Source organism: Streptomyces sp. BK340 (genome assembly GCF_007827595.1).
Taxonomy (GTDB): domain Bacteria; phylum Actinomycetota; class Actinomycetes; order Streptomycetales; family Streptomycetaceae; genus Streptomyces.
The window spans coordinates 108,688-122,950 of sequence record NZ_VISR01000026.1 but is presented as its reverse complement, the minus strand read 5'-3'; the positions used below and the strand labels follow the sequence as shown (position 1 = coordinate 122,950).

12 protein-coding genes and 1 pseudogene are annotated in these 14,263 nt (G+C 71.5%); 7 read left to right on the top strand and 6 right to left on the bottom strand.

The features are described 5' to 3' along the window. Positions 1–105: 105 nt before the first annotated feature. The gene (locus tag FB157_RS35110; protein WP_145884742.1) at positions 106–1,053 is read right to left on the bottom strand and encodes a beta-ketoacyl-ACP synthase III; all 948 of its coding nucleotides are present in this window, start codon (positions 1,051–1,053) and stop codon (positions 106–108) included. A gap of 141 nt (positions 1,054–1,194) precedes the next feature. Here FB157_RS35110 and FB157_RS35105 point away from each other — a divergent pair. Together FB157_RS35105 and fdhD are read left to right on the top strand one after the other, a co-directional pair. Beyond that, positions 1,195–1,356 (top strand): annotated as a pseudogene (locus FB157_RS35105) (Fe-S-binding domain-containing protein); the annotation flags it as partial. 7 nt (positions 1,357–1,363) lie between these two features. After that, the gene (fdhD, locus tag FB157_RS35100) at positions 1,364–2,212 is read left to right on the top strand and encodes a formate dehydrogenase accessory sulfurtransferase FdhD (protein ID WP_145884740.1); all 849 of its coding nucleotides are present in this window, start codon (positions 1,364–1,366) and stop codon (positions 2,210–2,212) included. A 71-nt stretch (positions 2,213–2,283) separates the two neighbouring features. On the opposite strand, the gene FB157_RS35095 is transcribed toward fdhD, so the two are convergent. Continuing rightward, a complete protein-coding gene (locus tag FB157_RS35095; protein ID WP_145884738.1) occupies positions 2,284–3,111 on the bottom strand; it encodes a LysR family transcriptional regulator in 828 nt (275 codons plus the stop codon). A gap of 139 nt (positions 3,112–3,250) precedes the next feature. On the opposite strand from FB157_RS35095, the gene FB157_RS35090 reads away from it, so the two are divergent. Continuing rightward, positions 3,251–3,970, top strand: coding sequence for an SDR family oxidoreductase (locus FB157_RS35090; protein WP_145884736.1), 720 nt, complete (start codon positions 3,251–3,253; stop codon positions 3,968–3,970). A 4-nt stretch (positions 3,971–3,974) separates the two neighbouring features. Here the strand turns inward: FB157_RS35090 and FB157_RS35085 are convergent, their stop codons facing one another. After that, positions 3,975–4,502, bottom strand: coding sequence for an isochorismatase family protein (locus FB157_RS35085; RefSeq protein WP_186581832.1), 528 nt, complete (start codon positions 4,500–4,502; stop codon positions 3,975–3,977). 19 nt (positions 4,503–4,521) lie between these two features. Then, positions 4,522–4,959 (bottom strand): MarR family winged helix-turn-helix transcriptional regulator, encoded by a 438-nt coding sequence (locus FB157_RS35080; protein ID WP_145884735.1) that lies wholly within the window; start codon positions 4,957–4,959, stop codon positions 4,522–4,524. 113 nt (positions 4,960–5,072) lie between these two features. Here FB157_RS35080 and FB157_RS35075 point away from each other — a divergent pair, with 113 nt between their 5' ends. Both FB157_RS35075 and FB157_RS35070 read left to right on the top strand, forming a co-directional pair. Then, positions 5,073–5,990, top strand: a complete 918-nt coding sequence (locus FB157_RS35075; RefSeq protein ID WP_145884733.1) for a zinc-binding dehydrogenase — start codon at positions 5,073–5,075, stop codon at positions 5,988–5,990. 127 nt (positions 5,991–6,117) lie between these two features. Beyond that, a complete protein-coding gene (locus FB157_RS35070; protein ID WP_145884731.1) occupies positions 6,118–7,992 on the top strand; it encodes a sialidase family protein in 1,875 nt (624 codons plus the stop codon). Here the strand turns inward: FB157_RS35070 and FB157_RS35065 are convergent. Then, positions 7,933–8,976, bottom strand: a complete 1,044-nt coding sequence (locus FB157_RS35065) for a bile acid:sodium symporter family protein (protein WP_186581834.1) — start codon at positions 8,974–8,976, stop codon at positions 7,933–7,935. The genes FB157_RS35070 and FB157_RS35065 overlap by 60 nt on opposite strands. A 170-nt stretch (positions 8,977–9,146) precedes the next feature. Between FB157_RS35065 and FB157_RS35060 the strand changes: the two genes are divergently transcribed. Both FB157_RS35060 and FB157_RS35055 read left to right on the top strand, forming a co-directional pair. Further along, complete coding sequence (locus FB157_RS35060; RefSeq protein WP_145884727.1) at positions 9,147–10,025, top strand: LysR substrate-binding domain-containing protein; 879 nt, start codon at positions 9,147–9,149, stop codon at positions 10,023–10,025. Between the two features lie 363 nt (positions 10,026–10,388). Further along, on the top strand, positions 10,389–12,215 hold the full coding sequence (locus tag FB157_RS35055) for a long-chain fatty acid--CoA ligase (RefSeq protein ID WP_145884725.1): 1,827 nt from the start codon (positions 10,389–10,391) through the stop codon (positions 12,213–12,215). Between the two features lie 7 nt (positions 12,216–12,222). On the opposite strand, the gene FB157_RS35050 is transcribed toward FB157_RS35055, so the two are convergent. Next, entirely contained in the window at positions 12,223–14,253 is a 2,031-nt protein-coding gene (locus FB157_RS35050) for a PQQ-dependent sugar dehydrogenase (RefSeq protein WP_145884723.1), read from the bottom strand. Positions 14,254–14,263: the final 10 nt, after the last annotated feature.

The following is a 14,263-nucleotide window of genomic DNA, read 5'->3' as shown; positions in this document are numbered from 1 at the left end:
CTGCCCACCATGGATTGTCTTTCGTCTACAGTCTACGGTGCACAAAAGCCATGAGGAGAGGGAGTCGAGCGGGTCACACCGCCCCGTGCGCCCCCGCGGACGGTGTCACGGGCACCGTACGACCTGCCCCGCGTACGACAGGTTGCCGCCGAAGCCGAACAGCAGCGCCGGGTCGCCGCTGCGGACGGCACCCTGCTCGAGCAGCTTGGACAGGGCGAGCGGGATGCTGGCGGCGGACGTGTTGCCCGATTCGGTGACGTCGCGCGCGATCACCGCGTTGACGGCGCCGAGCTTCTCCGCGAGCGGCTCGATGATGCGCAGATTGGCCTGGTGCAGCACGACCGCCGCGAGATCGGCGGGTGCGACACCGGCCTTCTCGCAGGCGCGACGGGCGATGGGCGGCAGCTGGGTGGTGGCCCAGCGGTAGACGCTCTGCCCCTCCTGCGCGAACCGCGGCGGCGTGCCCTCGATGCGCACCGCGTTGCCCATCTCCGGCACCGATCCCCACAGCACCGGCCCGATCCCCGCCTCCTGGCCCGGCGCGCACGCCTCGACCACGGCCGCCCCGGCCCCGTCGCCGACCAGGACGCAGGTGGTGCGGTCGCTCCAGTCGGTGATCTCGGACATCTTGTCGGCGCCGATCACCAGCGCCCGGGTCGCGGCGCCCGCTCGTACCGTGTGGTCGGCGGTGGCCAGCGCGTGGGTGAAGCCGGCGCAGACGACGTTGACGTCCATCGCGGCCGGCTGCGGGATGCCGAGCCGGGCGGCCACCCGGGCGGCGGTGTTCGGGGAACGGTCGATCGCGGTGGACGTGGCCACCAGCACCAGGTCGATGTCCTGGGCCGTGAGCCCGGCGGCGGCCAGGGCCTTGGCGGCGGCGTGCGCGGCGAGTTCGTCGACCGGTTCGTCCGGGCCCGCGATGTGCCGGGTCCGGATGCCCACACGGCTGCGGATCCACTCGTCACTGGTGTCGACCATGCTCGCCAGGTCCTCGTTGGTGAGTACCTTCGCGGGCTGGTAGTGGCCGATGGCGGCGATGCGCGAGCCGTGCATGTCGGGGATTCCCCTCGTTGCCGTGGGTAGCGGGATCCACCAGTCTGATCAGTGACTCACGAGTACGACGGCAGGTGAAGCCACAGGAATCGCGCCCCCGCGTTGTCGGCTTCCCTCAGACCCTCGGACGCCCGATCACTCACGGTGTGCGCGTACTGCGCAGGAGTGGGCTGCAACCTCACGCTCCATGTGCAGGACAATGAGATCGTGAGGGTCACCTCACCGCACGACAACCCGGTGACCCACGGCAATCTCTGCATCAAGGGCCGTTTCGGCTACCAGCACGTACAGAACCGGGGCTGATCAGAACATGGGACGAGTCACGGAACGACGCAAGGTCCTCCGCATCCGGGACGGCGCGGTCTCGACCCGGCCGGACACGCTCGTCGCCGAGGAACCCCTGGAGATCCGGCTGAACGGGAAGCCGCTCGCGATCACCATGCGCACCCCGGGCGACGACTTCGCGCTGGCGGCCGGGTTCCTGGTGAGCGAGGGGGTGCTGGCCACGGCGTCCGATCTGCAGAACATCGTCTACTGCGCCGGCGCGACCGTGGACGGCTCGAACACCTACAACGTGGTCGACGTGCGGACCGCCCCGGACGTCGCCCTGCCCGACTTCACCCTGGAACGGAACGTCTACACCTCGTCCTCGTGCGGGCTGTGCGGCAAGGCCAGCCTGGACGCCGTGCGCACGACCGCGCGCTGGCCGATCGCCGACACTCCCCCGGTCCGGGTCACCCCCGAGCTGCTGGCGAGCCTCCCCGACCGGCTGCGGGCGGCCCAGCGGGTCTTCGACCGGACCGGGGGGCTGCACGCGGCCGCCCTGTTCACCGAGGACGGGGAGCTGCTGGACATACGGGAGGACGTGGGCCGGCACAACGCGGTCGACAAGCTGGTCGGCCGGGCGCTCCAGAACGGCGGTCTGCCCCTGTCGCGGACGATCCTGCTGGTCTCGGGCCGGGCCTCGTTCGAGCTGGCGCAGAAGGCGGTGATGGCGGGGATCCCGGTGCTGGCGGCGGTGTCGGCGCCCTCGTCGCTGGCGGTGGACCTGGCCGCCGAGACGGGTCTGACCCTGGTGGGTTTCCTGCGGGGCACCTCGATGAACGTGTACGCGGGCGAGGACCGCGTCGCCCTGCGGGCCGCGACCGCCCAGGGCTGACCGGTCCCCCGCGGCACGGCGGCGCGGCCCCGACCGGCGGGGAGCGCCCCCTGCGCCGCAGGGGCCCCGCCTCAGCCGGACGCCTGCGCCCGCAAATGGGCGGCGCTGACGAAGCCGGCGATCAGCGGTGAGCGTCGGCGCGCCTCCCAGGCAAGGAGCACCTCGTCGGGTTCCGCGTCCGACACCGGCACGTACGTGATGTCCGGGCGGGAGTAGTGCAGGGCGACGGACTCCGGTACGAGCGTGATGCCGGCTCCGCTCGCCACGCACTCGAACTTCTCCTCGATCGTGCGGATCGGCAGGTCGTCGGGGCCCGGGTGGGCGTAGCTGAGCCTCGGCTCGTCCACGAGGTCGGCGAGGCACAGCTCCTGTTTGCCGGCGAGCCGGTGGTCGGCGGGCAGCATCGCCACGCGTGCCTCGCTGTACAGCGGCAGCAGCCTCAGCCCCCGCTCCCGGACCGGCCGCCGTACGAAGGCGATGTCGACGGTGCCGTCGAGGATCAGCTCCTCCTGGTCGTCCCACTCGACTCTGCGCGCGTGCACGTCGACGTCCGGGTGGGCGGCCCCGAAGTCCCGCAGCGCGCGGGTGACGACCACCCCGGCGCGGAACCCGACGACGAAGCGCCCCGAGCCGTGGGCGGCCCGCCGCACCCGACGGCGTGCGGCGTCCGCACTCGCGAGCAGATGACCTGCGTCGTCCAGGAGTTGGCGGCCGGCCGGTGTCAACGTCACGCCGTGGCTGTCGCGTACGAACAGCTCCGCGTCCAAGTCCTTCTCCAGTGCGCGGATCTGGCGGCTGAGAACGGGCTGCGCGATGTGCAGTTGCTCGGCGGCGCGGCCGAAGTGGAGCAGTTCGGCGACCGCCACGAAGTAGCGGACCTTCCGCAGGTCCAGGTCCATGGCCGCCCCTTCCGTCGTACCCGGTGGCGATGCCTTCAGGGTATCGCCAGGGACGAAAGAGGTCTTGGACGGCGAGGTGGGCGCGATCGCAGGCTGGACGCATCAGTGGGACAAGTCCTGGGACCGGAAGGAACACGTCATGGATCTGCGGGGACAGCGCGTCGTCGTCATCGGGGGTACGTCGGGCATCGGGCTCGCGGTCGCCGAGGGCGCGGCACGGGAGGGTGCCGTGGTGGTGGTCGCCTCGCGCCGGCAGGCGAGTGTGGACGCGGCACTGGAGCGGCTGCCCGGGAGCGCCGAGGGCCATGTGCTGGACGCGACGCACGAGGCGGCGGTGCGCGGCTTCTTCGAGGGGATCGGGGGTTTCGACCATCTGGTGTACACGGCCGGTGAGCCGCTGCTGCTGGAGAACCTGGCCGAGACGTCCGTCGCGCGGGCACGGCGGTTCCTGGACACACGGCTGTGGGGTGCGTACACGGCGGTGAAGTACGGCGCCGGCTCGATCCGCGAGGGCGGTTCGGTGGTGCTGACCACCGGGACCGCCGGGCGGCGGCCGATGCCGGGGACGACGGCCGCGGCCGCGCTGTGCGGGGCGATGGAGTCGCTGACCCGGGCGCTGGCCCTGGAGCTGGCGCCGCTCCGGGTCAACGTGGTCTCGCCGGGGGTGGTGCGTACGGAGCTGTGGCGGGAGCTGCCGGAGACCGGGCGGGAGGGGCTGTTCCGGTCGTCCGCCGAGTCGCTGCCGGTGGGGCGGGTCGGCGAGCCGGCGGATGTCGCGGAGGCGTACCTGTACCTGATGCGCGGCGGTTACAGCACCGGGTCGGTGGTGACCGTGGACGGGGGCGGGCTGCTGGTGTGAGGGGTCAGCGGGGCTCGAGGCGCACCTGGGCGGCGGTCACGACCGTGCCGAGCCTCGGGAAGTCGAGCCTGACCGAGGCGTCGTGCTCGGCGGCGGTGAACGCGGCCATGGCGTCCTCGACGAAGACGAGGTCGTAGCCGAGGTCGGCGGCGGCGCGGGCGGTGGACTCGACGCCGAGGTTGGTGGCGATGCCGCCGAACAGCAGGGTGCGGATGCCGCGTTCGCGCAGCCGCTCGTCCAGGCCCGTGCCCTGGAAGCCGCCGATGGTGCGTTTGACGATCTCGAGGTCGCCGTCCCTGGGCAGCCCGGCCGCCAGCCCGCTGCCGGGCGGCTGTTCGGCGACGGCGGGGCGTTCGACCCGGATCAGCACGACGAGTGCGCCGGCGGCACGGAAGGCGGCCGCCAACTCCTCGGCGGTGGCGAGCACTTCGGTGCCCTTGCGGGGTTCCAGGGGCAGCGCGACGATGCGGTCCATCAGGTCGACGAGGACGAGGGCGGTGCGCTGCGGATCGAGCACGGGAGCTGCGGTCATGACGGAACGTTAGCCGCCATCAGCCGTCCGTGCCGGAAATCCGGATCAACAGGCCCATGAACTGATCGCGTTCTGCCGTCGACAGCGGGGCGAGCAGTTCGTCGTTGGCCTCGCGGGCGGCCTTCTCGCAGCGGGTGAGCAGGCGGGTGCCGTCGTCGGTGAGGGACACGGCGTTCTTGCGCCGGTCCTTGGGGTCGGGGGCGCGTACGACGAGGCCGGCGGCCTGCAGGTCGTTGAGGACGCCGACCAGGTCCTTGGGGTCGAGGCCCACGCTGCGGCCGAGGTCGGCCTGGGCGACGGGGGCGAGGTCGCGGACGGCGGAGAGCACCACGTGGTGCCACATCTTCATACCCTCGGCCGCGAGGGCGTCGGCGACCAGGGAGCGGCCGCGGGCGGCGGCCCGGCCGAGGAGCCAGCTGGGCAGGGCGCGGATCGCGGGGAGGGGGGCTTCGGCCATACGTGCACCCTACCGAAGAATCATTGGACTTCCCAACGATCGCTAGCTATCGTTGGGCCTCCCAACGAATTCATGGGTGTTCCCAACGACCACCCCGGCTCCTGGAGGTTGCGATGCGTCGCGTCCGGTACGAGTCCACCGGCGGCCCCCTGTTCCTGGAGGAGGCACCCGCCCCCGAGCCCGGCCCCGGGGAACTGCTGGTGCGCTGCGAGGCGGTCGGCGTCACCCTGCCCGTCGTCCGCAAGGTCACCGAGGCCGCCGAGCCGGTCCCGCTGGGCGGCGAGATCGCCGGTGAGGTGACCGCCGTGGGCGAGGGCGTGACCCGCTTCCGCCCGGGCGACCGGGTCACCGGGCTGTGCTTCGGCCACGGGTACGCCGACTTCGCCCTGCTGCACGAAGCCATGACCTCCGCCATACCCGACGGTGCCACCTGCGTCGACGCGGTCGCGCTGGTGCGCAGCGGACTGGTGGCGCTCGGCGCACTGGAATCGGCTCGCCCGGTACGGGGAGAGGCGGTACTGGTCACGGCCGCGGCGAGCGGGGCCGGGCATCTCGCGGTTCAGCTGGCACGGGCACGGGGTGCGGGCCGGGTGGTGGGCGCCGTGTCCGACCCGGCCAAGGCGGACTTCGTCCGCGCGCTGGGCGCGGACGACTGCGTCCGGTACGGCGACGACAGCTGGGGCGAGCCCGTCGACTGCGTCCTGGACGCGGTCGGCGGCGATCTGCTCACCCCCGCCCTCGCCGCACTCGCCCCGCACGGCCGACTGGTCGCCTACAGCTCGGGCGGCGGCACGATCCAGGCCTACGACCTGCTGGTCGGCGCCAAGTCGGTGATCGGTTTCCAGATGGCACTGATCGCCCGCGGCCGGCCGGAGCTGTACGAGCGGTGGCGGCAGGAGCTGTGGCAGCTGTTCACCGACGGCACCCTGGAGCCCGCCGTGCACGGCGAGTTCGCCCTGGAGGATGCGGCGAAGGCGCACCAGGTGATCGAGTCGCGGAGCAACCTCGGCAAGGTGGTGCTGCGGCCATGAGCCCGCTGAAGTAGCTGCACGCTTCTTGTGAGGCACCGGAGGCCCCAACTACCGTCTGATACGCGCATGTTGGACGTCGGATGTCCGGATGTCCAGATGTCTCGACGCATGAAGGGCAGGTCGCGCCATGCCGTCAGGAATCCGCACCCGTCTGAGAAACTGCCTGGCCGCCGCCCTCACGGCGGCCGCGCTGCTGGTGCTGCCGCACCCGGCACACGCCCAACCCGCCGCAGATCCACCCGAGTTCGAGCAGCAGATCCTCTTCAAGGCGGCGCAGGACCCCGGCTACGCCTGCTTCCGGATACCGGCGATCGTGCGGACGGCCGACGGCACGCTGCTGGCGTTCGCCGAGGGTCGGGTCCTCAACTGTGGGGACGCGGCCGACATCGACCTGGTGGTCAAGCGCTCCACCGACGGCGGCCGCACCTGGGGCCCGCTGCAGGTGGTCAATGAGGGCGCGGGCGACACCCACGGCAATCCGGCGCCGATCGTGGACCGCGACACCGGCCGCATCTGGCTCGCGGAGACGTACAACACCGGCCGCAAGGACAGCGCCAGCTGCTCGGTGCCCTGTGACCGCAGCCCGCATCTGCAGTACAGCGACGACGACGGGAAGACCTGGTCCGAGCCGCGTGATCTGAGCCCCGAGATCCTGCCCGCCGACTGGAACTCCTGGTACGCGACCGGCCCCGTGCACGGCATCCAGCTCACCCACGGCCGCTACGCCGGCCGGCTGGTCTTCGGCGTCAACACCGAGACGTGGGACGGCAGCCGGGTCAGCGCCAACCACGCCGCGCTCATCGTCAGCGACGACCACGGCGGCCACTGGCGGATCGGCGCCACCGACACCTGGCCGATCGCCGCCGACGGCACCTTCCGGCAGAAGCCCTCCGAGCTCACCCTCGCCGAACGCACGGACGGCTCGGTCCTGGTCAGCGGCCGGGAGCAGGACGGCACCGACCTCGGCCACCGCACCCAGGCCGTCAGCCGGGACGGCGGCGGCAGCTTCGCCGCGCCCTTCCGCGACCTCCCGGACCTCTACACCCCGCAGGTGCAGGGCTCGATGCTGCGCGTCGGCGACCGCATCCTGCTGGCCTGCCCCGCCGACCCCGACCGGCGCCGCACGATGACGGTCCGCTCCTCCTACGACGGCGGCCGCACCTGGGACAGCGTGGACCGCGGCACGGTCGTCACCACGGACTGGTCCGGCTACTCCGACCTGGTGCGCGTCGACCACGACACGGTGGGCCTGCTGTACGAGGGCGGGGCGGTCGACGCGCGCGACGAGATCCGCTTCGCCCGCTTCAGCGAGGACTGGCTCGCCCCGCACCGCGGCCCCGACCCGCACACCGCCGACCTCGCCCCGCGCGCCCGCCCGGCCGCCGTGCTCGGCGACGCCGAGGAGACCGACGGCGTGTTCGACGGCGCGCTGGAGTTCGACGGCACCGACGACGCCGTACGCCTGCCGTACCGCTCCGGGCTTCCGCTCGGCTCCGGGGACTTCACCGCGTCCCTGTGGTTCCGGTACACGGCCACCACCGGCGAGCAGCCGCTGCTCTGGATGGGGGGCATCGGCACCACCCAGCCGCAGGTGTGGGTGCGCGGCGAGCCCGCCAACCACCGTGTGCAGGGACTGATCACCGTACGCAACGGTGCGGCGGCCCCGCAGACCGCCTTCGTGCGCACGGACACCGCGTACAACGACGGCCAGTGGCACCACGCCGTCCTCAGGCGCGGCGGAGGCCGGCTGTCACTGTCCGTCGACGGCGCGCAGTCCGCCGTGGCCGACGTGCCGGGTTCGGTCAGCCGCAATTCGCCGTTCGGCGTGCACATCGGTCAGCGAATGGACAGCCGGGCCTTCTTCACCGGAGCGCTCGACGAGGTCCACGTCTGGAACCGTGCCCTGACCGACGAGGAGCTGTCCGACCCGAAGGTGCTGCGGTCACCGAAGGACACGGTCCTGTGGCTTCCCCTGGACAGCGTCAGCGGAGGAGACTCCTGACCCCTGGGACCCCTGGGACCCCTGGGACCCCTGGGTGGGTTCCTCCAGGTCGTGGGAGCGCCGCTTGGCGATGACCGCGCACACCATCAGCTGCATCTGGTGGAAGAGCATCAGCGGCAGCACGGCCAGGGAGGCGTGGGCACCGAACAGGACGCTCGCCATCGGCAGTCCGGCGGCGAGGGACTTCTTCGACCCGGCGAACTGGATGGCGATCCGGTCCTCCCGGCCGAAGCCGAGCGCCCGGCCGCCGTACCAGGTCAGGACCAGCATGACGGCCAGCAGGGCGGCTTCGACGCCGAGCAGCGCGGCCAGCCGGACGGGGCTGACCTGGTGCCAGATGCCCCGGGTCATGCCCTCGCTGAACGCGGTGTAGACGACCAGCAGGATCGAGCCGCGGTCGACCAGACCGAGGACCTTCTTGTGCCGGGCGACGAACCCCCCGATCCAGGGGCGCATCACCTGTCCGGCGAGGAACGGCACCAGCAGCTGGAGCACGATCTTCACCACGGAGTCCGCGGAGAACCCGCCGCCGTCGTTGCCCAGCAGCCCGGCCGCCAGCAGCGGGGTGACGAGGATGCCGACCAGCGAGGAGAACGAGCCCGCGCAGATGGCGGCAGGCACGTTTCCGCGGGCGATCGAGGTGAACGCGATCGACGACTGGATCGTGGACGGCACCAGGGTGAGGAAGAGCAGCCCCTGGTACAGCGGCTGGGTCAGCACCACCGGCACCAGCCCGCGTGCGGCCACACCGAGCACCGGGAAGATGACGAAGGTGCAGGCCAGGACGGTGACGTGGAGCCGCCAGTGGCGCAGGCCGTCCAGTGCCTCGCGGGTGGAGAGCCGGGCGCCGTAGAGGAAGAACAGGAAGGCGATCGCGGCCGTGGACGCCCCGGAGGCCACGTCGGCGCCGGTGCCGCGGGCCGGGAGGAGCGCCGCGAGGCCCACCGTGCCGAGCAGCAGCACGATGTACGGGTCGATCGGCATCCAGCTCGGCCAGCGCAGGCGTTTCACGGTGCTCCACTTGCAGGTCGTCACGTACGGGCAGGAGCCCGGAGGGCCCCTCTCCATCGTCCCCTCCCGGGCACCGATCGGGAATCCCGCATACCACTCTGACTGCCATCGTGGTCCGTGATAACCGGCGCTACGCTTACCTCGTGTACGAACCCACCCAGCTGCGTACGTTCCTGGCGGTGGCGCAGACGCTCAGCTTCACGCAGGCCGCCCGGCGGCTCGGGCTGCGCCAGTCCACGGTCAGCCAGCACGTGCGCCGGCTGGAGGAGGCCACCGGCCGCCAGCTGTTCTCCCGGGACACCCACTCCGTGGATCTGACCGAGGACGGCGAGGCGATGCTGGGCTTCGCCCGCCGGCTGCTGGAGGTGCACGAGCAGGCCGCGGCCTTCTTCACCGGCACCCGGGTGCGGGGCCGGCTGCGCTTCGGCGCCTCGGAGGACTTCGTCCTCACCCGGCTGCCGGAGATCCTGGAGGGCTTCCGCCACGACCACCCGGAGGTCGACCTGGAGCTGACGGTGGAGCTGTCCGGCACCCTGCACGAGCAGCTGGCGGCGGGGAAGCTGGACCTGGTGCTGGCCAAGCGGCGCCCACAGGATCCGCGCGGCGAGCTGGTGTGGCGCGACGACCTGGTGTGGATCGGCTCCGAACACGTCCGTCTGGAGCCCGACCGGCCCCTCCCACTGATCGTCTATCCGCCGCCCGGCATCACCCGCGCCCGCGCCCTGGAGGCGCTGGAGGAGCAGGGGCGCGACTGGCGGATCGCGTGCACCAGCGGCAGTCTCAACGGCCTGATCGCCGCCGCCCGCGCGGGGCTCGGTGTCATGGCCCACTCGCGGCGGCTGATCCCGCCGGGGCTGTTCCGCGTCCCGGAGCGTTCGGGCCTGCCGGAGCTGGGCAAGGTGGACTTCGTCCTGGTGCACGGCCGACGGCGGGGTGCGGCCGATGCCGCGGCGAACGCGCTGGCGGCGGCGGTCCTGGCGGGCGGGGACCGGCTGCACCGGGGTCAGCGCGGCGGGCGCTGACACGTCGGCCGCCCGGCCGGCGCGCTGGTCCTGGCCCTGGTCAGGACACCCGGGGCACAGCAGACCGGAGTGACGGAATCCGCTCCCGCTACGCTGAAGGAGAAGACGACGGTGCCCCGCACCTGAGTCCTCCGGCGGCGGTGGGCCGTAACCGGGTCGTACAGATTCGGTGGAGATTACGGCGCCGAAACTTACTGAACCGTAAGTATTCTGTCCGACCCTTCCGCATGTGAGCGTATTTTCCGGGCACCGCCCGCGGCGTTGGTGAGCATTGGTCGATTTCGCACCCCCTCCCGCCTCGACTGTGGGTGGGGTAGCTTTCACGGCGCTGTGCGGAGCGTCATAGACACGGGGAGCGAGGGTTTGCGCGAGTTCACCACCCCTCCGTTGGCGTCGGCGCCGCCGGTGGGCGGCCTGGCCGATGCCGTCTTCGAGCATGCCCGGACCGACCCTCTGCACATCGCGCTGGGCCGCAAGGACGAGTCGGGCCAGTGGCGGGACGTGACCTCCGCCGAGTTCCGCGACGAGGTCCTCGCCCTGGCCAAGGGGCTCCTCGCCCGTGGAGTCCGGTTCGGCGACCGGGTCGCGATCATGTCCCGCACCCGCTACGAGTGGACCCTGTTCGACTTCGCGCTGTGGACGATCGGCGCACAGGTGGTCCCGATCTACCCGACGTCCTCGGCCGAGCAGTGCTTCTGGATGCTGTACGACGCCGAGGTGTCGGCTGCGGTCGTGGAGCACGAGGACCAGGCGATGACCATCGCCACGGTCATCGACCGGCTGCCGCAGCTGCGCGACCTGTGGCAGCTGGACGCGGGCTGTGTACAGGAGCTGTACGACGCCGGCGCGCATCTGGACGACGAGGTGGTGCACCGGCACCGGCAGGCGGTCACCCCGGACTCCGTCGCCACGATCATCTACACCTCGGGCACCACCGGCCGCCCCAAGGGCTGTGTCCTGTCGCACGGGAACTTCATGTACGAAGCGGACACGATGATCGAGCGGTGGCAGCCGGTCTTCCACACCAAGAAGGACGACGAGGCGTCCACGCTGCTGTTCCTGCCGCTGGCGCACGTCTTCGGCCGGATGGTGGAGGTCGCGGCGTTCCGCGGACGGGTGCGCTTCGGGCACCAGCCGCAGCTGCACGCGGCCGCGCTGCTGCCGGACCTGGCCGCGTTCCGGCCGACGTTCATCCTCGCGGTGCCGTACATCTTCGAGAAGGTGTTCAACGCGGCCCGGCGCAAGGCGGAGAAGGACGGCAAGTCGGGTCCGTTCGAGAAGGCGGTCGAGATCGCCGTCAAGTACGCGGACGCCGTCGAGGCCAAGGCCTGGGGCACCGGTCCGGGGCCCTCGGCGGCCCTCAGGATGCAGCACCAGCTCTTCGACAAGCTCGTGTACGCGAAGGTCCGGGCGGCGATGGGCGGGCGGATCCGCAACGCGATGTCCGGCGGCTCGGCGATGGACCGCCGGCTGGGGCTGTTCTTCGCGGGCGCGGGTGTGCAGATCTACGAGGGCTACGGGCTGACCGAGTCGACGGCGGCGGCCACCGCCAACCCGCCCGAGCGCACCCGCTACGGCACCGTCGGTCAGGCCATCCCGGGCGTCACCGTGCACATCGCGGACGACGGGGAGATCTGGCTGCACGGCGGCAACGTCTTCCAGGGCTACCTCAACAACCAGAAGGCCAGCGACGAGACCCTGCACGACGGCTGGCTCGCCACTGGCGACCTCGGCTCGCTCGACGAGGACGGCTATCTGACCATCACCGGCCGCAAGAAGGAGATCCTGGTGACCTCCGGCGGCAAGAGCGTCTCCCCCGGTGTCCTGGAGGAGCGGGTCCGCGACCATCCGCTGGTCAACCAGTGCATCGTCGTCGGCAACGACCGCCCCTACATCGCCGCCCTGGTCACGCTCGACCAGGAGGCCGTGGAGCACTGGCTGCAGATGCGCAACAAGCCGAAGCTGACGCCCGCCCAGCTGGTGCGGGACCCGGACCTGGAGACGGAGGTGCGGCGGGCGGTGGTCGCCGCCAACACCCTCGTCTCGCAGGCCGAGTCCATCCGTACCTTCCGCATACTGGCGCAGCCGTTCACCGAGGAACACGGGCTGCTGACACCGTCGCTGAAACTGAAGCGGAAGGCGATCGAGAAGGCGTACGAGGGCGAGGTCGAGGCCCTCTACCGGGCCTGACCCGCGGTCAGCTGATCGTCACCTTGAAGATCTTGTCGGATCCGTCCGCCGCTCCCCCGTTGTTGTCGCAGTTGGTGGTGGACAGCCACAGCTGGTCGGCGCCGGGCACCTTGGTGACGGTACGCAGCCGTCCGTAGGTCCCGACGTAGTAGGCGGTCGGGGTGCCGACCTTCTCGGTGTCCCCGCTGATCGGGATGCGCCACAGCCGTTCGCCGCGCAGGGACGCCATGTAGACGACGTTGCGGACGATGGCGATGCCGCTGGGCGAGGCCTCGGAGACGTTCCAGGTGGCCTTGGGGTTGGTCATGCCGGCGACGGAGCAGTTGCCCTCGCAGGTCGGCCAGCCGTAGTTGGCACCGGGCTTGATGAGGTTCAGCTCGTCCTTGGAGCTGTTGCCGAACTCGGCCTCCCACAGCCGCCCGTTGCGGTCGAAGGCGAGGCCCTGCGGATTGCGGTGGCCCAGGGAGTAGACGTAGTTGCCGAAGGGGTTGCCGGGGGCCGGCTTGCCGTCGGTCGTCATGCGCAGGATCTTGCCGTTGAGGGAGTTCTTGTCCTGTGCGAGGTCGGGCGTCTGGGCCTCGCCGGTGGAGACGTACAGATAGCCGTCGGGGCCGAAGGCGAGGCGGCCGCCGTTGTGGTAGCGGTTCTTCTTGATGCCCTGGAGCAGCACCTTGTAGTCGGTGAGGGTGGTGCCGTCGTAGGTCATGCGGACGACGCGGTTGCCTTCGGACGCGGTGTGCATGAAGTAGACGTAGTGGTCGGTGTCCCACCTGGGGTCGACGGCGACCCCGAGCAGCCCGCCCTCGCCGTTGGTGGTGACGGCGTTCGGGACGGTGCCCACCTGGGTCCTGGTGCCGTCCTTGGTGGCCTTCCAGACCCTGAAGTCGTCCCTCTCGGTGACCAGCGCGGTCTTGCCGTCGGGCATCCAGTAGGTGCCCCACGGGATCGTCCAGCCCGTCGACAGCGTGGCGACGGAGGAGGGGACACCGCCGTCGGTGGCGCAGGCCTTGGTGGTGAAGGTGACGGTGTTGCTCGGCTGCGAGACGTTCCCGGCCGCGTCGCGGGCGACGACGTTCAGGGAGTACGGGCTGTTGCAGGCGAGACCGGTGAGGGTGGTCGACGTGCCGCCGGTGACGGTCTTGTAGACGGTGGTGCCGCTGCGGACGTCGTAGGCGACGACGGCACGGTCGTCCGTCGACGCGCCCCAGCTGAGGTCGGCCGTGTTCGCAGTGATGCCGGCCGCGGACAGGGTGCCGGGAGCGGTCGGCGGTGTGCCGTCGGAGCTGGGCTTCGTCGTGCAGTCGACGACGGGGCTGGCCGGGGAGGTGTTGCCGGCCGCGTCCCGGGCGATGACGGTGAGGTTGTAAGTGGTGTCGGGGGTGAGCCCGGTCAGTGCCTTGCCGGTCGCGCTCCCGGGCGCCTCGCTGATCTTGTTGCCGTGCTCGTAGATGTCGTACGCCGCCACGCCGACGTTGTCGGTGGACGCGCCCCAGCCCAGGGTGAGGCCGCTCTCGCCGATGTCGGAGCAGCCGGGTTGGCCGGGCCGGGTCGGGGCCTGGGTGTCGGTCGCGGCGCCGACGCCGATGCGGTCCAGGTTGGGGCCGCCGTCGGCGGTGGTGGCGGTCGCGCGGATCGTGTTGGACCCGGCCGTGAGCGGCACGTCGACGGTTCTGGTGGCCCAGGTGTTCCAGTCGGCGGTGGCCGGGAAGGAGACCGCGGGCGCGGCGACCGTGCCGCCGACGGAGATGTCCATCGGGCGGTCGGCGGAGGTGCCGTTGGCGTAGCGGAGGGTGACCGCCGCGGTGCCGGCGGCGGCCGCGTTCACCGTGAACTCCACATAGGAGCCCTTGACGTTGGTGTAGTCGACGAAGCCGGTGCCCGTGTATCCGGTGTGGTTGGTGGCCACGGTGCCCTGGGAGATCCGGGCGTCCTCGGCCTGGTAGTCGGTGGCCGCGAGGGCGGTTGCCTGGCTCAGGCCGGCCAGGGGCAGTGCGAGGGCCGCGGCCAGGCCGTACGGCAGAACTCTCTTGAGATGCATGGGGGTTCCC

What these genes read in the sequence shown, in the direction of transcription:
- FB157_RS35085 (WP_186581832.1), bottom strand. Translation starts at nt 4,502, where the DNA reads ATGACCGCAGCTCCCGTGCTCGATCCGCAGCGCACCGCCCTCGTCCTC.
- FB157_RS35065 (WP_186581834.1), bottom strand. Translation starts at nt 8,976, where the DNA reads ATGCCGATCGACCCGTACATCGTGCTGCTGCTCGGCACGGTGGGCCTC.
- FB157_RS35090 (WP_145884736.1), top strand. Translation starts at nt 3,251, where the DNA reads ATGGATCTGCGGGGACAGCGCGTCGTCGTCATCGGGGGTACGTCGGGC.
- FB157_RS35050 (WP_145884723.1), bottom strand. Translation starts at nt 14,253, where the DNA reads ATGCATCTCAAGAGAGTTCTGCCGTACGGCCTGGCCGCGGCCCTCGCA.
- FB157_RS35075 (WP_145884733.1), top strand. Translation starts at nt 5,073, where the DNA reads ATGCGTCGCGTCCGGTACGAGTCCACCGGCGGCCCCCTGTTCCTGGAG.
- FB157_RS35070 (WP_145884731.1), top strand. Translation starts at nt 6,118, where the DNA reads ATGCCGTCAGGAATCCGCACCCGTCTGAGAAACTGCCTGGCCGCCGCC.
- FB157_RS35110 (WP_145884742.1), bottom strand. Translation starts at nt 1,053, where the DNA reads ATGCACGGCTCGCGCATCGCCGCCATCGGCCACTACCAGCCCGCGAAG.
- fdhD (WP_145884740.1), top strand. Translation starts at nt 1,364, where the DNA reads ATGGGACGAGTCACGGAACGACGCAAGGTCCTCCGCATCCGGGACGGC.
- FB157_RS35080 (WP_145884735.1), bottom strand. Translation starts at nt 4,959, where the DNA reads ATGGCCGAAGCCCCCCTCCCCGCGATCCGCGCCCTGCCCAGCTGGCTC.
- FB157_RS35095 (WP_145884738.1), bottom strand. Translation starts at nt 3,111, where the DNA reads ATGGACCTGGACCTGCGGAAGGTCCGCTACTTCGTGGCGGTCGCCGAA.